The organism is Erwinia sorbitola, assembly GCF_009738185.1.
GTDB classification, from domain to species: Bacteria; Pseudomonadota; Gammaproteobacteria; order Enterobacterales; family Enterobacteriaceae; genus Erwinia; species Erwinia sorbitola.
On sequence record NZ_CP046509.1, the window covers coordinates 134869 to 156128 of the forward strand.

22 protein-coding genes are annotated in these 21260 nt (G+C 57.6%); 11 read left to right on the plus strand and 11 right to left on the minus strand.

The genetic code is table 11. From position 1 onward, the window contains the following. Window positions 1–20: 20 nt before the first annotated feature. Both GN242_RS00570 and GN242_RS00575 read right to left on the minus strand, forming a co-directional pair. Window positions 21–263, minus strand: coding sequence for a DUF1158 family protein (locus GN242_RS00570; RefSeq protein WP_154753365.1), 243 nt, complete (start codon window positions 261–263; stop codon window positions 21–23). Window positions 264–316: 53 nt separating this feature from the next. Continuing rightward, window positions 317–1210, minus strand: a complete 894-nt coding sequence (locus tag GN242_RS00575) for a LysR family transcriptional regulator (protein ID WP_156286732.1) — start codon at window positions 1208–1210, stop codon at window positions 317–319. Window positions 1211–1314: 104 nt separating this feature from the next. Here GN242_RS00575 and GN242_RS00580 point away from each other — a divergent pair, with 104 nt between their 5' ends. From GN242_RS00580 to GN242_RS00590, 3 genes are all read left to right on the plus strand, one after another. Continuing rightward, window positions 1315–1911 (plus strand): short chain dehydrogenase, encoded by a 597-nt coding sequence (locus GN242_RS00580; protein WP_154753367.1) that lies wholly within the window; start codon window positions 1315–1317, stop codon window positions 1909–1911. 327 nt (window positions 1912–2238) lie between these two features. After that, on the plus strand, window positions 2239–2811 hold the full coding sequence (gene mntP / locus GN242_RS00585; protein WP_154753368.1) for a manganese efflux pump MntP: 573 nt from the start codon (window positions 2239–2241) through the stop codon (window positions 2809–2811). Between the two features lie 30 nt (window positions 2812–2841). Then, on the plus strand, window positions 2842–3612 hold the full coding sequence (locus GN242_RS00590) for a helix-turn-helix transcriptional regulator (RefSeq protein ID WP_156286733.1): 771 nt from the start codon (window positions 2842–2844) through the stop codon (window positions 3610–3612). Here the strand turns inward: GN242_RS00590 and GN242_RS00595 are convergent. After that, window positions 3602–4234, minus strand: a complete 633-nt coding sequence (locus tag GN242_RS00595) for a LysE family translocator (RefSeq protein ID WP_154753370.1) — start codon at window positions 4232–4234, stop codon at window positions 3602–3604. The two genes, GN242_RS00590 and GN242_RS00595, sit on opposite strands and share 11 nt — an antisense overlap. A gap of 246 nt (window positions 4235–4480) precedes the next feature. On the opposite strand from GN242_RS00595, the gene GN242_RS21995 reads away from it, so the two are divergent. The 3 genes from GN242_RS21995 (at window position 4481) to GN242_RS00605 (ending at window position 7451) form a co-directional block, all read left to right on the plus strand. Next, window positions 4481–4558, plus strand: coding sequence for a hypothetical protein (locus GN242_RS21995; protein WP_508610813.1), 78 nt, complete (start codon window positions 4481–4483; stop codon window positions 4556–4558). 304 nt (window positions 4559–4862) lie between these two features. Further along, on the plus strand, window positions 4863–5390 hold the full coding sequence (locus GN242_RS00600; RefSeq protein ID WP_154753371.1) for a cysteine hydrolase family protein: 528 nt from the start codon (window positions 4863–4865) through the stop codon (window positions 5388–5390). 228 nt (window positions 5391–5618) lie between these two features. Continuing rightward, a complete protein-coding gene (locus GN242_RS00605) occupies window positions 5619–7451 on the plus strand; it encodes an ABC transporter ATP-binding protein (protein WP_156286734.1) in 1833 nt (610 codons plus the stop codon). Between the two features lie 28 nt (window positions 7452–7479). Here GN242_RS00605 and GN242_RS00610 read toward each other — a convergent pair whose 3' ends face one another. Beyond that, complete coding sequence (locus GN242_RS00610; RefSeq protein WP_156286735.1) at window positions 7480–8610, minus strand: GNAT family N-acetyltransferase; 1131 nt, start codon at window positions 8608–8610, stop codon at window positions 7480–7482. Between the two features lie 196 nt (window positions 8611–8806). Here GN242_RS00610 and GN242_RS00615 point away from each other — a divergent pair, with 196 nt between their 5' ends. After that, window positions 8807–9706, plus strand: coding sequence for a siderophore-interacting protein (locus tag GN242_RS00615; protein WP_156286736.1), 900 nt, complete (start codon window positions 8807–8809; stop codon window positions 9704–9706). Here GN242_RS00615 and GN242_RS00620 read toward each other — a convergent pair whose 3' ends face one another. Further along, on the minus strand, window positions 9707–10615 hold the full coding sequence (locus GN242_RS00620) for a LysR family transcriptional regulator (RefSeq protein ID WP_154753375.1): 909 nt from the start codon (window positions 10613–10615) through the stop codon (window positions 9707–9709). It abuts the gene before it with no gap. 204 nt (window positions 10616–10819) lie between these two features. On the opposite strand from GN242_RS00620, the gene GN242_RS00625 reads away from it, so the two are divergent. From GN242_RS00625 to GN242_RS00640, 4 genes are all read left to right on the plus strand, one after another. Next, the gene (locus GN242_RS00625) at window positions 10820–11152 is read left to right on the plus strand and encodes a helix-turn-helix domain-containing protein (RefSeq protein WP_154753376.1); all 333 of its coding nucleotides are present in this window, start codon (window positions 10820–10822) and stop codon (window positions 11150–11152) included. Window positions 11153–11167: 15 nt separating this feature from the next. Continuing rightward, window positions 11168–11389 carry a hypothetical protein gene (locus GN242_RS00630; protein ID WP_154753377.1) on the plus strand — a complete coding sequence of 74 codons (222 nt, stop codon included), beginning with the start codon at window positions 11168–11170 and terminating at the stop codon, window positions 11387–11389. Window positions 11390–11548: 159 nt separating this feature from the next. Beyond that, complete coding sequence (locus GN242_RS00635) at window positions 11549–12052, plus strand: TIGR00645 family protein (RefSeq protein ID WP_156286737.1); 504 nt, start codon at window positions 11549–11551, stop codon at window positions 12050–12052. A 3-nt stretch (window positions 12053–12055) separates the two neighbouring features. Then, a complete protein-coding gene (locus GN242_RS00640) occupies window positions 12056–12676 on the plus strand; it encodes an alpha/beta hydrolase (RefSeq protein ID WP_255476759.1) in 621 nt (206 codons plus the stop codon). A gap of 50 nt (window positions 12677–12726) precedes the next feature. Here the strand turns inward: GN242_RS00640 and kdpD are convergent, their stop codons facing one another. From kdpD to GN242_RS00670, 6 genes are all read right to left on the minus strand, one after another. Further along, complete coding sequence (gene kdpD, locus GN242_RS00645; RefSeq protein WP_156286739.1) at window positions 12727–15402, minus strand: two-component system sensor histidine kinase KdpD; 2676 nt, start codon at window positions 15400–15402, stop codon at window positions 12727–12729. Window positions 15403–15765: 363 nt separating this feature from the next. Beyond that, entirely contained in the window at window positions 15766–16338 is a 573-nt protein-coding gene (gene kdpC, locus GN242_RS00650) for a potassium-transporting ATPase subunit KdpC (protein WP_154753491.1), read from the minus strand. A 10-nt stretch (window positions 16339–16348) separates the two neighbouring features. Continuing rightward, on the minus strand, window positions 16349–18397 hold the full coding sequence (kdpB, locus tag GN242_RS00655; protein ID WP_154753381.1) for a potassium-transporting ATPase subunit KdpB: 2049 nt from the start codon (window positions 18395–18397) through the stop codon (window positions 16349–16351). 16 nt (window positions 18398–18413) lie between these two features. Next, window positions 18414–20099 (minus strand): potassium-transporting ATPase subunit KdpA, encoded by a 1686-nt coding sequence (kdpA, locus tag GN242_RS00660; RefSeq protein WP_154753382.1) that lies wholly within the window; start codon window positions 20097–20099, stop codon window positions 18414–18416. Continuing rightward, window positions 20099–20188, minus strand: a complete 90-nt coding sequence (kdpF, locus tag GN242_RS00665) for a K(+)-transporting ATPase subunit F (protein ID WP_156286740.1) — start codon at window positions 20186–20188, stop codon at window positions 20099–20101. Before kdpF ends, kdpA begins: the two co-directional genes overlap by 1 nt. 124 nt (window positions 20189–20312) lie before the next feature. Next, a complete protein-coding gene (locus GN242_RS00670; protein WP_197094750.1) occupies window positions 20313–21230 on the minus strand; it encodes a LysR family transcriptional regulator in 918 nt (305 codons plus the stop codon). Window positions 21231–21260: the final 30 nt, after the last annotated feature.

Consider the following 21260-nt stretch of genomic DNA (forward strand, 5'->3'; position numbering starts at 1 on the left):
CGGGCCTGCCTGCCCCTGAATCACGGACGAATAAAGCGCAGATAGATAAAACGGATAACGTAAAACTCGATGACGCCCAGCAGCAGGAACCACAGGCAGAACACCAGCGTATAGAGCTGGCCGATATCCTCCAGGTGGAACATCTCTACCAGCTTGCGCGCCAGAGTCAGGCCGAATGAGGGCGCTGGCAGCAGCAGCGCTGAGAGGAAGCCGAGCAGCAGGGTGCTCATCGGCATCAGGAAAGTTTCAAACGGGTTTTTCATTACAATTCCGTATTAGTCAGTTACCGCCATTTTCTGTTAATCCGCGCCTGTCTTCAATCATTAACCACCAGCGCAGCGGGCACCTGCTCACGCATCCAGCGCACAAAGCTGCGGCGCTTTTCTGATGGACTGAGATCCTGACGCCACAGCAGATTGATGGGGCGGCTCTCCGGCTGCCACTGTTGCAGCAGCGGCAGCAGCCGTCCAGCGGCAATATCCTGCGCCAGCAGAATGCGCGGTTGCAGTACCAGCCCGGCTCCGGCCAGCGCCGCCTGACGTAGCGCCTGGCCATCGTTACAGGTGAAACTGTTGTCGAAGGGCCAGGTCACATCGCCCCACTGCCACGCATTATTCTTGTTCCACGCCGGGTTGGCGAGGCACCGGTGCCGGTGCAGATCCTCTGGTATCTGTGGCGTACCGTGCAGCGCCATGTATTGCGGTGCGGCGCACACCACCATCTGATACTCCCCAAGCCGCTGTGCTACCAGCGATTCATTATGCTTCAGCCCCCCGATGCGGATGGCAAAATCGAACCCTTCGGCGATCAGGTCGACAAAGCGGTCGTTAAGATCCAGCTCGATCTTCACCTGTGGATAGCGCAGCTGATAACCGGCTACCACCGTGGCGATGGCGCTGGCTCCCAGGTTGAGCGGAGCGCTGATGCGTAGCAGGCCGGAAGGCGTGTGTTTCATATTTTCCACACTTTCATCTGCTTCTCTCAGCTGTGCCAGTGCCCGCTTACACTGCTGATAGTAGCTTTCTCCGGCCTCCGTCAGATGCTGACGGCGGGTATTACGTTGCAAAAGACGGGTATTTAGCGCTGTTTCCAGCTGGCGTACATGTTTACCGACCATCACGGCGGTGATATCCAGCCGTCGCGCAGCTTCGCTAAAGTTGCCGCTCTCCACGGCGCAGATAAAGGCCTCAATACTGCGTAATTTATCCATGATTACTAACCCAGGGTTTGGAGTTCCCGAAAGTATCGCGCATTTATCCACCCACTGCACTGCGCCACAATCAACGGACTTAACCAACCGTCTGGAGAAACAGCATGAAAATTTTAGTGATTGGCGCATCAGGTACCGTCGGGCAGGGCATTGTGCAGGAGCTGGAGCGTGACCATCAGATTATCCGCGTGGGTAAAACCCGGGGTGATTTTCAGGTCGATCTTACCCAGGAGGAGAGCGTGAAAGCGCTGTTTGCGCAAACCGGCAAAGTCGATGCGGTGATCTCAGCGGCTGGGGGCGTACACTTCGGCCCGCTGGCAGAGATGAGCTGCGAACAGTTTAACCGTGGGCTGCAGGATAAGCTGATGGGACAGGTACGGCTGGTGCTGACCGGCAAAGATTTCGTTAATCCGGGCGGCTCTTTCACCCTGACGAGCGGTATTCTGGCCCAGCAGCCGATCCGCACCGGGGTAAACGCCTCGACGGTAAATGCTGCGCTGGAAGGTTTTGTTCTGGCGGCGGCCACCGAATTGAACGGCCTGCGCATCAATGCCGTCAGTCCGACGGTGTTGACCGAAGCATTGCCAGACTACGGCCCGTTCTTCTCCGGCTTTGAAAGTGCTCCGGCCAGCCGGGTGGCGCTGGCATATCGCCGCAGCGTCGACGGCGTTGATAACGGAAAAATATATCGCGTCTGGTAATGCCTGCAAGGTAAGGAATTTATCTGGGGGTATTTGTGCTGATAACTGGCGAAATATCCCCCAACTCCTTAAAGGATATTTAACCCTGGTGATTGTGTAACGTAGTAATTCTTTTAGAGTTTCCGCTCTGATTTTCATCTCTAAATTAGCCACTGTTAAAAAGTATAGCCGAGGCTATACTCAAATCCCTGATTTTACTGTCTTTTTTTCTGACGTTTAGCGTGCTAGGATGCGTTTCTCTTGAACGGGCTTATGGTTATTTTTCCTACATAAGCTGATGTTTTAACGACCTGGAACGCCTGCGCCGTTTCAGTCCGGATAAATACAATGAACCTATATGCAACCCTGATTCTGGCTTTTGGTATGTCGATGGACGCTTTTGCTGCGGCTATCGGCAAGGGGGCCAGTCTGCATCGCCCCAGCCTGAAAGAAGCGCTGCGTACCGGACTGATCTTCGGTGTTATCGAAGCACTGACCCCGCTGATCGGCTGGGCCATTGGCCTTGCGGCCAGCCAGTACATTATGTCCTGGGATCACTGGGTGGCATTCGGACTGCTGTTTATTCTTGGCAGCCGGATGATTGTTGAAGGCGTACGTAAGAAAGAGTGCAGGCCGGAAGAAGCACCAACCAGCCACGGTTTCTGGCTGCTGGCCTGTACCGCAGTGGCCACCAGCCTTGATGCGATGGCCGTCGGCGTCGGCCTGGCATTCTTGCAGGTCAATATCGTGACCACTGCGCTGGCAATCGGTGCCTCCACCATGATTATGGCTTCAGCGGGTATCCTGCTCGGCCGCTTCCTCGGCCCGGTGATGGGAAAATGGGCAGAAATTTTCGGCGGCGTAGTGCTCATCGGTATTGGCTGTAGTATTTTGGTGGAACATCTGGGCCTGATGAGCTAATTCTCTGGCCCGTTCAGCGGCGGAGTGGGTATGGCGCTATCAATAGTCGACTGGAACAGCCGCAATCATATTGAATGTTCACATCTGACCGCCAGCAACGCGGCCTTCCCGCTGCACACCCACGAAGAATATGTAATCAGCGCCAATCTTAGCGGCATTGAAACCCTCACCCTGCATCAGCAAACCCTGTCAGTCCATGCCGGGGATATCACCATCTATAATCCCGCAACGCTTCAGTCTTCACAGTTTGGCAGCGATCCGGTGGAATTTTTTAGCGTGCATCTGCCACCGCAGGTATTTGCCGATCTCACCGATCGATCCCAGCCGATCCTGCGTGAAGGCGTTTTGCGCGATCCGGCGCTGTTCGCGGCGATCTGCGGCTATGTACTGTCGCCGGATGAGGAGCAGATCCAGCAGCAAAACCTACTTTGGCTGACCAGCCAGCTGCTGAAACAGAGCCGGGTCAGTGAGACGGCGGCAGCACCGGCGACCATCGGGCGTGCGCTGGAGTGTATGCGCGATAATCTGACCATGAAGCTGACGCTGGATGAGCTGGCCGCCGCCGCCGGGTTAAGCAAATATCACTTTGTGCGCCAGTTTCGCCAGCAGATTGGCATTGCTCCGCTGCAATATCATATGCAGCTGCGCCTGCTGGCGGCGCGTAATCTGCTGCGTCACCAGCACAGCACGCTCGACGTGGCGCATCAGCTGGGTTTCTACGATCAGAGCCATTTTATCAACAGCTTCCGCAAGATGATGGGTATTACTCCGCATCACTATCTGCGCATGGTCAGCCGATAAATTCGCGATAGCCCGAGATAATGACATACGCCGCGAAGTAGCAAAAAATCACTGCCGAGGCGATATATGACCAGCGTAGCATCTTCGCCCCGAGCATCCGTCCGCCCACGCTGCCCACCGCGCACAGCACTATCGTCCAGCAGACACCCGCCAGAAAAAAACCGCTGAGAAACCAGCCTGATGCTGCCGTTCCGCCGCTGCTGAAGCGGGAGATCAGCGCACCGCCGACCGCTGCAAACCAGAGGATCGCCGTGGGTGATGACATGGCAAGAAAGATACCGCGAAAAAAATTCTGACGGATGGTGAGCGCCTGTCCAATATCTCCGGCGCTCATCGCTGCTGCCGGACGCATGGCGTTTTGCACCATCTTCCACGCGAACCATAGCAGGATCAGCGACCCGCCGATCCACAGCACCCAGCGTACCGGGGTGAACTGTAGTAACACCGCCATTCCGGCCATTGCGAGGATCGCATAGATCAGATCGCCCACGCAGGTGCCGATCCCCAGCCAGAAACCGTGAAAAAAGCCACGCTGCATGGCTAAGGTGATCATCGCAATATTGGCGACGCCAATATCAAGGCAGAGAGAAAGACTGAGCAGAAAACCATTTGAGAAAGGCATTGGCGTCCGATCCATAATGAAAGAGATCGCCATTATGTTCAGAGATTTAATGGAAATATTGGAAAAAATTGCGCGGAAAGTGCCAGGGATTAATCGCCATAGCGGCAAGGCTGTTTAGCAACGGTTTATCTTTTTAAACGCATAATTAACTCAATTTTGTGATCTACTTCATAAAATGTTGCCTGAAAAACGCCCGGTATGTATAATTTTATAGCGATTTTCAATAGAAGCTGTAAGCAACTTATCATGAAAAAATTCTTCAAATACGTGTTCAGAGTGTATGTCGATACCTTTAAACATGTACCGCCAGGCATCGTTCTTTAAACCTGGCAGCACCGAAAAACCCTCGATAACACGTCGGTCAGGGACTGGACCGATGGTTATCACCTTCTCTGACAATCACCGTAGAAAAATATTGCCTTATCGTGCTTCCTGCGCGAATCTGTGGGCTATGCCAAATACTCAGCTTTTCCTCACCGCCACCACGACCACCACCGCTTCTGGCGGAGTGTGGCGAGTTTGCGTGTCTGAATAGTTAGCAAACCTTTCCCTCCCGCCGGTTACCGACGGGGTTGCATCTTTCTCCGTGGTTTCCGGCCTTAAACAGGCAAGTAACAGGAGAAATAGCATGCCAGACGCCTCTGCGTTGTTAGTGATTGATATGCAGGCTGGATTACTGCACGGCCCGCAGGCTCCCCATGATAAAGCACGTTTACTGCACAACGTTTCCCATCTGATGATGGCGGCACGTGCGCGCCAGGTACCGCTGTTTTTTGCGCAGCATACCGGGCCTGCGGATTCACCGATCGCCGCAGGCAGCACGCTCTGGCAGCTCGCCGCTGAACTGCCGCTGTCCGACTCTGACCGCTGTTTCAGCAAAACCCGGCCATGTTGTTTTACCGCAACTCCGCTGCTGAGTTGGTTACAGGATGCCGGTGTGAAGCGGCTGGTCATTGTGGGGATGAAAACGGAATATTGCGTTGATACCACCTGCCGGGCGGCGGCAGATCTGGGATTTGAGGTGGTGCTGGTGAGCGATGCGCACAGCACGACGGATAGCGCGGTGCTGACGGCAGAACAGATTATTGCTCATCACAATACGACGCTGGCCGGGCCATTTGTACGGCTGATAGCGACAAAGGATATGTTCTTTTAGGAAATCTGCAGGGCTGGTTAAGTATTCGGGTATCGCCGGGTTTCTCAATTCAGTCTTGCGTTGATGCCTGTTTTACGGCTGTGATCAGGTGAATTTACTTGCCTGTCCATGGCCGTTTTATTTTTCTCTGATACCGCACTTTTCCCTTAATAACGCACTGACTGACATCTGACCGCGATCCTGATGCACTAAGCTGTAGGTTTCCTGTGGTACAAGTGAGCCTGCTTTATGCTTTATCGCCGTTTTGAAAGGATGATCAATATCTTCAGGGATGCCCCGGCGGAGACGCCCCCTGACAACGTCTGGGCATTCTATCTCTACTATCTGCGTCAGGTGTGGCCGTGCTTCGCTCTGTTACTGGTGATTGGGCTGATTGCATCGCTGATTGAAGTGGCGCTGTTCCGCTATCTCAGCCGTATTATCGACCTGGTAAACAGCACTCCCGCCGCCACCTTTTTTAGCGATCACGGCAGTGAACTGCTGTGGATGGTGGCGGTGGCGCTCATCTTCAGGCCGCTGTTTATTGGCCTGCACGATCTGCTGGTACACCAGACCATTAACCCCGGCATGACCAGTATGATCCGCTGGCAGCATCATAACTATGTGCTGCGCCAGAGCCTTAACTTCTTCCAGAACGATTTTGCCGGACGTATCGCCCAGCGCATTATGCAGACCGGTAACGCCCTGCGTGACTCGGCGGTACAGGCGGTGGATGCCCTGTGGCATGTGCTGATTTACGCCATCACCACGCTGGTGCTGTTTGCTGAAGCGGACTGGCGGCTGACCATTCCGCTGCTGATCTGGATTGTCGGCTATGTGCTGTGCCTGCGTTACTTTGTGCCACGTGTTAAAGCCCGTTCAGTGGCCTCCAGCGATTCACGTTCGCGCCTGATGGGCTGCATTGTTGATGGTTATACCAATATCACCACGCTGAAACTGTTTGCCCACAGTGACCTGGAGCGTCAGTACGCACGTGAAGCCATTGGCGATCAGACGGCGAAAACCCGCAGTCAGGGGCGTATGGTTACCGGTATGGATGTGGTGATCACCACGCTCAACGGTCTGTTGATTATCAGCACCACCGGGCTGGCGCTCTGGCTGTGGACGCAGTCACTGTTAAGCGTTGGGGCGATTGCACTGGCAACCGGGCTGGTGATCCGCATCGTGAATATGTCTGGCTGGATTATGTGGGTGGTGAACGGCATCTTTGAAAATATCGGCATGGTGCAGGATGGCCTGCAAACCATTGCCCAGCCGGTAAAAGTCAGCGATAAGGCACAGGCTCCGGCACTGCGCGTGCAGCAGGGCGAAATCCATTTTGACGGCATTCGCTTTAACTACGGCGGTGAACGCACGGTCATTGATAATCTCCAGCTGACCATCCGGCCCGGTGAAAAAATCGGCCTGATCGGCCCGTCCGGAGCCGGGAAATCGACGCTGGTCAATCTGCTGCTGCGGCTGTATGACCTGAACGGCGGACGCATTTTGATTGACGGCCAGAATATTGCCGAGGTCAGCCAGGAGAGCCTGCGCGCACAGATTGGCATGATCACCCAGGACACCTCGCTGCTGCATCGCTCGATTCGTGACAACCTGCTGTATGGCCGCCCGGATGCCAGTGATGAAGAGCTGCAACGGGCTATCCATCAGGCCAAAGCGGATGAGTTTATCCCGCTGTTGTCCGATCCGCAGGGGCGTAGCGGGCTGGATGCTCACGTAGGCGAACGCGGGGTGAAACTTTCCGGCGGCCAGCGCCAGCGTATTGCCATTGCCCGCGTGCTGCTGAAGGATGCGCCGATCCTGATTATGGATGAAGCTACCTCTGCGCTGGACTCCGAAGTGGAAGCGGCGATTCAGGAGAGCCTGGAGACACTGATGGGAGAGAAAACCGTGATCGCCATTGCCCACCGTTTGTCGACTATTGCGCGAATGGACAGGCTGGTAGTGCTGGATGAGGGCAGGATCGCCGAGATTGGCAATCACAGCGAGCTGCTGGCGAAAGGGGGTCTGTATGCGCGCCTGTGGCGTCACCAGACCGGCGGTTTTGTGGGTGAAGTGTAATTAATTCGGCATGGGCGACGGGCGTTATTTATTGCCCGTCTGGCTGCCGCCACGGCAGCGCCGTTTTAGCTTCTTCTGCCCAGGCGCGTATCCCCTCGCGCTCCTGACGCAGGAAATCGGCCACTGCATCATGCAGCCCGGGATGGCGCAGCAGATGCCAGGACTCCGTCAGCACCGGTTCGAAACCGCGTATCAGCTTATGTTCACCCTGCGCTCCGGCGTCAAAACGCTGTAAACCGTGCTCAATGGCATACTCCATCCCCTGGTAGAAACAGGTTTCAAAATGCAGCCGGTTGAACTCCTCCAGGCAGCCCCAGTAGCGGCCATAGAAGGTGTTGCCGTCCACCAGGCTGAACGCCATCGCCACCGGCTCTCCGCGCTGGCTGGCAATCACCACACGAATGGCCTCCGGCATACGTTCGGCCAGCAGGCTGAAGAAATCGCGCGGCAGATAGGGCTGGCGGCCACGCACCCGGTAGGTATTGGCATAGCAGGCGTAAACAAAATCCCACTGTGCTTCGTCTACTTCTGCGCCGTGATACCAGACAAATTCCACCCCCTGACTGGCGACCAGCTCGCGCTCTTTACGCAGCTGCTTGCGCTTGCGTGAGGTGAGGAGATCAAGAAAGTCCTGGAAATCGCGAAAGCCACGGTTGTGCCAGTGATACTGACAGCCGAGGCGCGGCAGCCAGCGTTGATCCTGCTCCAGCCGCTGGCGAACACCCTCGTCGCTAAAGTTAATATGGCCGCTGTAAAGCTGCTGCCCTGCGAGGAATTCAGGCAGCGCCCGCAACAGCTGCGCTGCTGCCTGGTCATCGCCCAGCAGCCGCGCGCCGCTGACCGGGCTGAAAGGCACCGCCGACAGCCATTTGGGATAGTAGGGGATCCCCGCCCGCTCGCTGGCCTCGGCCCAGGCGTGATCGAAGACGTATTCACCCATCGAATGGTTTTTTGCGTAGCCGGGCATCGCCGCTTTTATAGTGCCATCCTCCACCCACAGGAGATGCTGCGGCAGCCAGCCGCTGGCAGCGCTCACTGCACCGCTCTGTTCCAGCGCAGAGAGAAAGGCATGACGTAAAAAGGGCTGATCGTTGGGAGCCAGGGCATCCCACTGACTGGCCGGAATATCGGCCAGCTGCGTCAGAAGAGTGAGGGACATCGGCGTGCTCCGCGTGACTATCAGGGAAGGGAACGCTCTACGTTACTGCTTTTCACGGCGGGATCAATCCGTTATTCACGCATGCAGGTGTAAAGAAGCCTCATACTCATTCTCATTATCATTTAGCTTTGTTATTCTTGCCGGCCTTATGTGCGTTGTCACGCGTGCGCGGCTTTCAGGTTTACAAGGCGGATTTATGGCGGGTGTTCAGGGTTATCGCTTATTTAATGTGGTACTGGCGCGTAAGCAGGTGCTTTCTCCTTCAATGCTGTGCTGCGTATTCAGCGGTGATGATGTACGGCAGATGAAGATGGATGCGCCGGATCAGCGGATTAAGCTGCTGTTTCCTTCGCTTAACGGCACCCCATCGGCGCTGACCGGAGAAGGGGCATGGTGGGAGATGATCGCCGGGATGCCCGCAGAAATTCGTCCGATCCCCCGCACTTACACCCTCCGCCATGTCAATGCTGAAGCGGGCGAAGTGGAAATAGAGTTTGTGATGCACGGTACTGAAGGCCCCGCTTCCGCCTGGGCGCTGGCGGCCGAAGCGGGCGATGCGTTACAGATGATAGCTCCGAATCGTGCGCATGTGGCAGACAGCGGCGGCTACGAATGGAACCCTCATCCAAAGGTGGAGCGGGCGCTGGTGGTGGCCGACGAAACCGCCTTCCCGGCGGCTAAAGCTATTCTGGAGCAGCTGGCGGAGTGGCCCAGTCCGCCGCTGTTACAGCTGTTTATCGAGGTACCAAAGCGCGGCGACTGTATCGATCTCAGCCACTATCCGTTTGCTGAAGTTCACTGGCTGCCGCGTGAAGAGAGCGGGGCGTCTCACGGTGAAGCGCTGCTGAGTGCGGTAAAACAGCATGTGATCCTGCCTGATGCTGCGCCTGAACAGCAGGAGCTGAAAGATGTGGCCGAAGAGGAGTTGCTGTGGGATCGCGCCGATAGTGTAGATAGCCGTTTTCACGGCTGGGTGGCGGCGGAGTCCAGCGCGGTGAAGCAGCTGCGCCGTTATCTGGTGGGCGATTGCGGCCTCTCTAAAGAGAGCATCAGCTTTATGGCTTACTGGAGCCGCGCACCGCGTCGCCAGGCTTGATCAGCGCTTCATCAGCCGCTGGCTGGTGTCTCTGAGGGTGTTATAGAACCAGGTTTTCGCGGTGATATCGCCGATCTCGGTGTGTGCGTACAGATATACTTCAAGATTCGGTAGTTTAAAGGGCAGTTCAATCACGCGTCCGTTGCCGCGTGCTACATAGATTTTCGCCGCGCTGGAGGGCAGCGTCACCAGCAGTTCGCTGGAGGCAATCAGCTCCCCCAGCGCGGCAAAGTGTGGCACTTCCAGCGCGATGCGGCGCTCAAAGCCATACTCTTTTATCCGCTCCTCCACCATGTAATGGCCGCTAATGGTCGACACAATAATGTGCTGCTCATCCAGATAGGCATCCAGCGTCAGCGTGTCGCCAATGCGTGGATGCTGGCAATTCAGCAGGCAGACGTAGCGCTCATCCATAATCCGGTCACGCTGCGCCAGCGAGATGCTCTCGTTACGGCTGCATAGTGCGGCGTCAACTTTACCGGTCAGCAGCCATTCATCCAGTTTCTGCATCTCCACCGGGATCACCTCCAGCTGAACATTGGGGGCGAGAGTGCGCAGATGCTGTACCAGACCAGGCAGCAGCAGCAGTTCGCCGAGGTCGGAGAGCGCGAGACGAAATTTGTGAAAGGATGTTTCCGGCGCGAAGCTGCGGGTGTCTGCTACTGCCTTTTCAATGCTGCTCAGAGACTTTTTAAAAATCGTATAGAGCTGGCTGGCTGTCGGAGTGGGCAGCATCCCTTTACGGCTGCGTTTAAACAGCTCGTTACCTGTCTCAACCCGCAGCCGTGCCAGGGCGTAGCTTGCTGAGGGCTGCGTGATAAACAGGCGCGCAGCGGCCCCGCTAACGCTCTGAGTTTCATAGATAGCGATAAACACCCGTACCAGGTTGAGATCCATTTTGGCTGACATATAGCCCTTATCTATTATCAAAGATTAATACTATCTATTTGAACTATTTTAAGCGCTCTAATACCATCCCTTCTACGTTTTTTTGATATGTTCTCCCTTTTTTTTCATATCGTAATTACTTCAATAAAATCAAAATAATAACTAACTTCCTTGAACTTTTAAGGCAGGAGTGGGCGTTTTGCGCCCGTCATCGCGGAGCTAAATATGAAACATGAAATTGTCGACGTCATCGTGGACTGGATTGACGATCACCTCGAAGAGGGGCTGAATATCGAAACGGTAGCGGCCAAATCAGGCTACTCAAAGTGGCATCTGCAACGTGCGTTTAAAGAGCAACGGGGCATTACCCTCGCCACTTTTATACGCAGCCGCCGTCTCGATCAGGCTGCATCTGTGCTGGTCAGTTCCACCAAAAGCATTATGGCGATTTCAATGGATCTCGGTTTCTCTTCTCAGCAGTGTTTCCAGCGGGTGTTTAAGAAGCACTTCAACGTTACCCCGCGAGATTACCGTATCCAGTACCGTCAGTACCATTAATCCCGGAGCCTCTGAATGTCACAGTTGGTTAAACTGGCCGCCGTGCTGGCGGCGTTTTGTCTCACTCCCCTGACGCAGGCTGCGGTAGTCAGCCATCCTCAGATGAGTGCGCATACGAATAACGGGCAGGGCAGCCCGTTCGGCTATGAACGCCAGCTGAAAAAGATGATGCGTCCGATTAACGATCTGCTGCCGCAGGGCGGGAATGACGAGGCGCAGCGGGTGCGGGAGCAGTAAGAGCCTGTACGATTGACAGGCGCAGGATCTGATTTCCCCCGTCATTTTTATCACAACGTAAAGTCCTTAAAATTCCGCAATTTTAAGCGCCCGTATCTTGAAAGAGTTCATAAATCATCGGTTATACTGTGCTCCCTGCTGATTTGTGAACTGGATGTTATGGAACGTTTCGTCGAAAACCTGATTTATACTTCGCGCTGGTTGCTGGCCCCTATCTACCTGGGGCTGTCGCTCGGTTTGCTGGCGCTGGCCATTAAGTTTTTCCAGGAGGTTTTCCACCTGCTGCCCAATGTGCTGGCGATGGCAGAAAATGAGCTGGTACTGGTGCTGCTTTCGATGATCGATTTGACGCTGGTGGGCGGCCTGCTGGTGATGGTGATGCTCTCCGGTTATGAAAATTTTGTCTCCAGACTGGATATCTCTGAGCACCGTGAAAAGCTTAACTGGCTGGGTAAGATGGATTCTGGCTCGCTGAAAAATAAAGTGGCAGCCTCAATTGTGGCCATCTCCTCCATCCATCTGCTGCGCGTATTTATGGATGCTCGCAATATTCCGGATAATAAACTGCTGTGGTATGTAATTATTCATCTGACGTTTGTACTGTCGGCCTTTGTGATGGGCTATCTGGACAGTATGTCGCGGAAAGATAAAGATAAAGTGTGAAGCATAGCGGAGTCGAAAAGAATGTCGAAAGGATTGGTTATTTTACTGCATGGCGTTGGCAGCAGCGGGGACGATCTCGCAGGCCTGGGTGACTACTGGGCACCAGCGCTGCCCGGCGTGAGCTTTGCCAGTCCCAATGCACCGTATCACTTTGAACATGGCGCGGGCTGGCAGTGGTTTAGCCTGTCGGGGATTACGCCGGAGAATCGCCCGGATCGCGTGGCCGCAGCGCGGGTGGCGTTTGATCAGCAGCTGCAGGCGATACTTGAGCAGCACCAGATGAGCGATAGCCTGGATAAAGTGGTGCTGGTGGGCTTCTCGCAGGGTTCAATTATGGCGCTGGACGCGCTGGTATCGGGCCGCTGGCCGGTAGCGGGGATGGTTGCGTTCTCGGGCCGCCTGTCATCGCCTCAGCCGTTCGCTCCTGCGCTAAATACCCCCGTGCTGCTGCTGCACGGTATGGCTGATGATGTGATCCCGGTGCAGGAAGGCCAGGCGGCAGAACAGCGGCTGCGTGCCGCAGGCGTACAGGTCACCAGCCAGTTTGAACCGGGTATTGGTCACACCATTTCGGAACAGGGCGCACAACGGGCCGTGGAGTTTATTGCAGAACGTCTGGGGTGAAACGGACGAGGCATGCCTCGTCCGCTGGTGCCATCCCCGCATGGGACGGGCTATTCCGCATAATCTTCAAGTACCGGCGGCGGCGTGAGGGGCAGGTCGATAATAAAGCGTGCTCCGCCCTGTGGCCGGTTCTCCGCATAAATGGTGCCGTCATGCAGGGTGACAATGGCCTGACAAATCGCCAGCCCCAGCCCGACACCCGGCACCGATGACTCTTTATTGCCACGGGAAAACTTCTCGAAAATCAGCTGCTCCTGACCACGGGCAATACCCGGCCCGTTATCCCATACCTCCAGCATCAGCCGCTGCGCTGAGGGCTGCGTGGCACGTATCCCAATCTTCGCCGCCGGGCCTGCATACTTCAGCGCATTTTCCAGCAGATTGCTTAATACCCGCTCCATCAGCGGGCCATCGACGTCTATCAGCAGCATTGGCGGCAGATCGAGCGCGATATTGCGTCCTGCCAGCAGCGCTGAAAGCTGACGCAGCGTGCTGCCCACCAGTTCATCGAGCGCCATCCATTCGCGTTTCAGATGGAAACCACCGGACTGAAGCCGTGCCATATCCAGCAGGTTATTGACCAGCCGGATGGTGTTCAGCGTCTGCTCGCGCATCGCGCTGGCCTGCGGGGCATAGGGTGAGTTTTCGGAGGCGAGGTCGAGGGTAAGGATTTCTGCCTGACCAAACAGCACCGTCAGCGGCGTGCGCAGATCATGTGAGAGCGCCGACAGCAATGCATTACGCATCTGTTCACGCTCGGCAGCCAGCCGCGCCACGGCTTCACGCTGGCTCAGGGCCATGCGTTCCAGCGCGTTGGCAATCAGCATGGTAAAGGTTTCTACCAGCCGCTGCTGTTCGGGGATCATCAGCTGACGCAGGTTAAGCGGCTCCAGAATCAGCAGGCCAAGGGTTTCATTGCCACTTTTTAAAGGCAGCATCTGCCAGGGAACGCCGGGCAGCGTATCGGTACCCGCCCCGGCTGGCTGGCCTTTATCAAAGCTCCAGCGGGCAATGGCCCGATCCGGTATGGCGCTGAGGTGAGCTTCACCCACGGCCACCAGCTCGCCATGTTCATCGGGCAGATAAAGCTCGCTGCGCGCCTGAAGGGTGCTTTCAATACTGCGATTGAGCGTGTCGGCGATATCGCGCTGGCTGAGGGCGCGGCTGAGTGCTTTTGCCATCTCATACAGATGATGCACCCGCCGCTCACGGTAACGCGCCACCCGCGCCTGATAGCGTACGCCGGCCGTAAGATTACCGACGATAACGCCCACCGCCAGCATCACGCCAAAAGTCACCAGATACTGCACGTCCGACACCGCCATGGTGCCGGTCGGGGCGACAAAAACTAAGTCAAAGGCGACGATATTCAGCAGTGTTGCCACCACCGAAGGCCAGCGGCCGTAGCGCAGTGCGACAATCACCACCGCCAGCAGATAGACCATGACCAGGTTGACCGAATCCACCGCCGGCAGCAACCAGCGGCCTGCCACAGTCACCAGCGTACAGAGCAGCAGCGCGGCGGCACAGCCCTTCAGCTGTGCATGCCATTTACCTTCACTGCCGCCCGCACGTGGCGTCAGCGGACTGGCAGCTTCCGGGATCGGCTCATCCAGCGCGACGATTAAAATATCGAGATCCGAGCCCAGCTCACCCAGCCGGTCGGCAAAGCGTTCGCGCCACCAGCGCCGTGAAGGACGGCGGCCAATAATAATTTTCCCCAGGTTATGCTCGCGGGCGTAGCGCAGCACCGCGCTGGCTTCGCTGGGGTCGGAGAGGGTGGCGGTTTCCGCACCAAGATCCTGCGCCAGTTGCAGCGTACGCAGGATACCGCGCCGCCGCGCTTCGGAGAGACGATGCAGGCGCGGAGTTTCGACATAGACCGCGTGCCATACGCTGTCGAGCCGTGCTGCCAGCCGTGCCGCGCTGCGCACCAGTTTCTCACTGCCGCTGTTATCACCAATACAGAGCAGGATGGCGTCCCGCGTGTGCCAGACTTTTTCACGGCCCTGGGTGTCGCGCCAGGCGCGCATCTGATCGTCCACGCGGTCGGCAGTGCGGCGCAGAGCCAGTTCACGCAGGGCGATCAGGTTACCTTTACGGAAGAAATTCTCGATGGCGCGTTCGGCGCTCTCACCGATATAGACTTTGCCCTCTTTCAGCCGCTGGCGCAGGTCATCCGGCGGCAGGTCTACCAGTACCACTTCGTCGGCGGAATCGAAAAACGGATCGGGTACGGTTTCACGCACGCGGATGCCGGTAACGCCGCCTACCACATCATTCAGGCTTTCCAGGTGCTGTACGTTGACGGTGGTGAGGACATCGATACCTGCGTCCAGCAGTTCGTCAATATCCTGCCAGCGTTTTGGATGGCGGCAGCCACGGGCGTTGCTGTGGGCCAGCTCATCCATCAGGATCACTGCCGGATGGCAGGCCAGCGCCGCATCAAGGTCAAATTCAGGGTGGCGATGCTGGCCGGTAGCGCGGCGCGGCAGGATGGTTAGCCCGGAAAGCAGTGCGGCGGTTTCCGGGCGGTCGTGGGTTTCCACCACGCCCACCAGCACCTCCAGCCCCTGAGCACGCAGACGACGTGCTTCCTGGAGCATCGCCCAGGTTTTTCCCACGCCTGCGCAGGCACCAAAGTAGATTTTCAGCTTTCCCCGGTGGCTTTCTTCCGCCAGGCGCAGCAGTGCGTCCGGGTCAGGGCGCTGGTGTTCGTCGTTCATCAGATTCCTTATCAGGTGCAAACCCGGGCGAGGCGTGCCTCGCCCCTACGAATGTGGAACCGGATGTGGTTGATCCGGTGCAAACCCGGGCGAGGCGTGCCTCGCCCCTACGAATGTGGAGCCGGATGTGGTTGATCCGGTGCAAACCCGGGCGAGGCGTGCCTCGCCCCTACGAATGTGGAACCGGATGTGGTTGATCCGGTGCAAACCCGGGCGAGGCGTGCCTCGCCCCTGCGAATGTGGAACCGGATGAGGTTGATCCGGTGCAAATCCGGGCGAGGCGTGCCTCGCCCCTACGGATGAGGTTGATCCGGCGCCCCCGGGATACCCAGGGGTCGGGCATGCCCGACCCGGTTCCATGGCTCAGGGCTGCAATTCATCCAGCGCCAGGTTCAGTTTCAGCACATTCACGCCCGGTTCACCGATAAATGCCGGGCGCGGCGTCACGGTATTATCGGCAATCAATCGTTCCACGGTTTCCAGCGGAAGCTGACGCGCTTCGGCTACCCTGGCCGCCTGCCAGTGCGCTGCCGCAGGGGAAATCTGCGGATCCAGCCCGCTGCCGCTGGCGGTAACCAGATCCACCGGCACCTGAGGGCTGGCCTGCGGATTAGCTGCCCGCAGCGCCGCCACGCGTTGAGCGATAGCCTGATCGAGCGCCGGGTTGCTGCCCGCCAGATTACTGCCGGAAGAGGCCAGCGCGTTATAAGGCGCATCGCCCGCTGCCGATGGCCGCCCCTGGAAATAGTCAGCGCGGGTAAAGTTCTGGCCGATAAGCGCCGAACCGCGCACGCTCCCCTCTTCGCGCAGCAGCGAACCGTTGGCCTGCTGTGGGAACCACCACTGCGCCAGTCCGGTGGTTAACAGAGGATAGAGCAGCCCGGTGACCAGTGTCAGCAATATCAGTAAAAACAGAGCAGGACGTAATTGGCTCATCATCTTTTCCTTATGCCATGCCCAGCAGGGTCAGCAACATATCAATCAGTTTAATCCCGGCGAACGGCACCAGCAGGCCGCCGAAACCATACACCCACAGGTTACGTCGCAGCAGCGCGGCAGCACTCAGCGGACGATAGCTCACCCCTTTCAGCGCCAGCGGGATCAGGAAGACAATCACCAGCGCGTTAAAGATCACCGCCGACAGAATGGCGGAGTTGGGCGAGTGCAGATGCATCACGTTCAGCATATTGAGCTGCGGCAATGTGGCGGCAAACGCAGCCGGGATAATGGCAAAATACTTCGCCACATCGTTAGCGATACTGAAGGTGGTCAGGGAGCCGCGCGTCATCAGCATCTGCTTCCCGATATGTACCACTTCCAGCAATTTGGTCGGGTTGGAGTCGAGATCCACCATATTGCCCGCCTCTTTTGCCGCCTGAGTACCGGAGTTCATCGCTACCGCCACGTCGGCCTGCGCCAGCGCCGGGGCATCGTTGGTGCCGTCTCCGGTCATCGCCACCAGCCGCCCTTCCGCCTGATACTGGCGGATCAGCGCCAGTTTGGCTTCCGGCGTTGCTTCTGACAGGAAATCATCCACCCCGGCTTCAGCGGCAATTGCGGCGGCGGTCAACGGGTTATCCCCGGTGATCATCACCGTTTTGATGCCCATTTTACGCAGTTCGGCAAAACGTTCTTTGATGCCGCCCTTCACAATATCTTTCAGTTCCACCACGCCCAGCACCGTTGCGCCATCGCACACCACCAGCGGCGTACCGCCCGCGCGCGCTACCTGCTCAACCAGACCATTGACCTCTGACGGGAATGTGCCGCCGTTGCTGTCGATATGGCGGCGTACCGCATCCACTGCGCCTTTACGTACCGCGCGATCCTGCACGTTAACTCCGCTCATACGCGTCTGCGCAGAGAAGGGGATAAAAGTAGCATCCAGGCTTTTCAGATCGCGCTCACGCAGATTAAATTTCTGCTTTGCCAGCACCACAATACTGCGCCCTTCCGGGGTTTCGTCCGCCAGCGAGGCGAGCTGTGCCGCATCGGCCAGCTGCTGTTCACTGATGCCAGCGGCTGGCAGGAACTGCGTCGCCTGGCGATTACCCAGCGTGATGGTGCCGGTTTTATCCAGCAGCAGCACGTCCACGTCCCCGGCGGCTTCCACCGCGCGGCCGCTGGTGGCAATGACGTTAGCTCCCAGCATACGGCTCATCCCGGCCACGCCAATGGCCGACAGCAGGCCGCCGATGGTGGTCGGGATCAGGCAGACCAGCAGCGCCACCAGTACCGTCAGACTTACCGGCGTCCCCGCCCAGGCGGTAAATGGATAGAGCGTGGCGGTTGCCAGCAGAAACACAATGGTCAGCGCTACCAGCAGAATGGTCAGGGCGATCTCATTCGGTGTTTTACGGCGTGTGGCACCCTCTACCATGGCGATCATCCGGTCGAGGAAAGTTTCCCCGGGGTTAACGCTGCACTGCACCACCAGCCAGTCAGAGAGGATGCGCGTTCCGCCGGTCACCGAGGAGAAGTCGCCGCCGGACTCACGGATAACCGGGGCTGATTCACCAGTGATGGCGCTTTCATCCACCGATGCGCCGCCTTCCAGCACCTCTCCGTCGCAGGGGATCATATCGCCCGCTTCTACCAGCACCCAGTCGCCTTTACGCAGCGACTCTGCCGCCACCGGTTGATGGCTGGCCCCATACTTCGGCTCTGCGAGTTTTTTTGCAAAGCTGGTTTTGGTGATGCCTTTCAGGCTGTTGGCCTGCGCTTTACTGCGTCCTTCCGCCAGCGCTTCCGCCACGTTGGCAAACAGCACGGTAAACCACAGCCAGATGGAGATAGCGGCGGTAAATCCAGCCTCACCGGGCAGTTTCCCGGCGGCGATGGCAATCGCCAGCAGCGTGGTCAGCACGCTGCCGAGCCACACCACGAACATTACCGGGTTGCGCACCTGGGTGCGCGGATCCAGTTTTTTCAGCGCATCGAGCAGCGCGACACGCATCAGCGCTCCATCAAACAGCGCCTGTTGATTACGACTCATGTCTCTTCTCCGCCCGTTAACGACCGATCATTTGCAGATGTTCCGCCACCGGCCCTAAGGCCAGCGCAGGGATAAAGGTCAGCGCACCGACCAGCAGCACGGTGCCCGCCAGCAGGGCGATAAACAGCACCCCGTGGGTTGGCAGCGTGCCCTGACCTGCGGGCTGAATCTTTTTCAGCGCCAGGGAACCGGCAATCGCCAGCACCGGAACGATAATGCCGAAGCGGCCCACCAGCATGCAGAACGCCAGCAGCAGGTTCCAGAATGGTGTGTTAGCACTCAGCCCGCCAAACGCGCTGCCGTTGTTGTTGGCCGCCGACGAGACGGCATACAGCACTTCTGAGAAGCCGTGGGTTCCGGGGTTGAGCATTCCGCTGCGTCCGGCTTCGGTCATCATCGCCAGCGCGGTACCGAGCAACACCAGGCTTGGCGTCACCAGGATAGCCAGCGCGGTCATTTTCATCTCCCAGACGTCGATTTTCTTGCCGAGGTATTCCGGCGAGCGACCGATCATCAGCCCGGCGATAAACACCGCCAGCAGAACGAATAGCAGCATGCCGTACAGCCCGGCACCGACGCCGCCAAATACCACCTCACCGATTTGCATCAGCCACATCGGCACCATGCCGCCGAGGGCGGTAAATGAGTCATGCATGGCGTTGACCGCCCCGCAGGAGGCCGCCGTGGTGATCACCGCAAACAGGCTGGAGTTAAGGATGCCGAAGCGCGTCTCTTTTCCTTCCATATTGATAGCGCTGTCGGCACCCAGGGTAAGGAAGTGCGGGTTACCGTTCAGTTCGGCCCACATCACCACCGCGACCGCTGCGATAAACATCAGCGACATTGTCCACAGCAGCACATGACCCTGACGGGCATCGCGCACCACTTCGCCGAAGGCAAAGCAAAGCCCAGCCGGTATCAGGAAGATCGCCAGCATCTCGACAAAGTTGCTGTAAAACGTCGGGTTTTCGAACGGATGGGCGGAGTTAACGTTAAAGAAGCCGCCGCCGTTGGTGCCGAGCATTTTGATCGCTTCCTGCGAGGCCACCGGCCCCATCGGCAGCGTCTGTTTTACCCCTTCAAGGGTGGTCAGGCTGAGATAGCTGTCGACGTTTTGCAGCACGCCCTGGCTGACCAGGAACAGCGCCATCAGCAGCGCCAGCGGCAGCAAAACATACAGCGTGATACGGGTGATATCGCGCCAGGCGTTACCCAGCTCTCCCAGCGCACGGCGGGTGAAACCGCGCATCAGTGCAAAGGCAACCGCGATGCCGGTGGCAGCCGAGAGGAAGTTCTGCACGGTCAGTCCGACCATCTGACTGAAATAGCTCAGAGTGCTTTCGCCCGCATAGGATTGCCAGTTTGTGTTGGTCACAAAGCTGACGGCGGTATTGAGCGCCAGATGCCAGCTCAGATCCGGCAGCTGCTGCGGATTCAGCGGCAGGCTGCCCTGGTTGAGCAGCATAAGAAACAGCAGCAGTAAGCCGCAGGCGTTAAACAGCAGGATCGCCAGCAGATAACGTTGCCAGCTCATCCCCTCCGGGGTGACACCGCTGATGCGCCACAGGCCACGCTCCATGCCAGCCAGCCCGGGTAGCGGGCGGTCATCCACTAATCGTGCCAGCCCTTTGCCCAGCGGGCGGGCCAGCAGCATCAGCAGCACCATATAGCAGGCTATCAGTAAAAAAGCAGGGGCAACCATCAGAACTCCTCCGCATGGATCAGGGCATAAACTAAATAGCCCAGCAGCAAACAGACCAGCACAATGCCAGTGATTACGGCGACGCTCACAACACACCTCCAACGGCGTTTTTCAGTACTGCCATTGTTGCGGGGAGCGTGCAAAGTTGATGTAAAAATGCAGGGCGGGGGTGTAAAGAAAGTATAAAAATGGGTGGGGGTGCTGGATATTTAATCAGGGGAGGCCGGGCACAGAGGGAATAGAGGGATCCTCAGAAAAAAAGGCCAGCAGCGGTTTTAATACGGCACTTTCCGCATGCTGTTGATGGTAAATCAGCGCCAGCCGATCGGCTGCGACATCAAGCTGTGGTACGTCCAATGCCAGCATTCCGGCTTCCGGCAGCGCATCGGCCAGCGACGGCACCAGCGCCAGAGCGACGCCCTGCCGGACCAGCTGCTTCATCACCGGCAGGTCGCTGGCCTGGGCCACCACCTCGGGCGTCAGGCCCGCCTCGTTAAAACAGGACAGCACCCGCTCATACATGCCAAAACCGCGTTGACGACGCAGCAGCACCAGCGGGTGTGCCGCCAGCTCTGCCAGCGATAGCGAGGATGAACCAGCCAGCGGCCCGTCTGCCAGGCACAGCACCCGTACGTGCAGCTGCTGCAACACCCTGCTGGTTACGTCGCAGGTATTAAGCGTTAGCGGCAGGTGCACCAGCGCAGCGTCGATCTGACGACGCTCCAGCAGCTCCTCCAGATAGAGCGGATCGCCCTGATGCAGTGAAAACTGCAAATCCGGACGCTCACTGCGCAGCGCGACAATGGCGTTGGTCAGCAGGACGATACCCATATCGACACAGCCAATCCGCACCACGCCGCGCTGTCCTTCGCTGAATGTGCGCATTTCGCTGTCGATATTATCAGCCAGCTGCAGCAGATCGCTGGCGCGCTGGTAGAGATGCCGTCCGGCATCGGTAGGCGTCATGCCGCGCGGGGTACGCTCAAACAGACGGACGTCCCAATGGGATTCCAGCTGAAGCAGCGCTTTGCTGATTGGCGGCTGCGCGGTGTACAACACCTTTGAAGCCGCGGAGATAGAACCGTGCTCAACCACCGTTTTGAAATAGTGCAGCGGTTTCAGTTTCAACATATCGGGGGGATCCGGTAAAGGTGTGAAGCT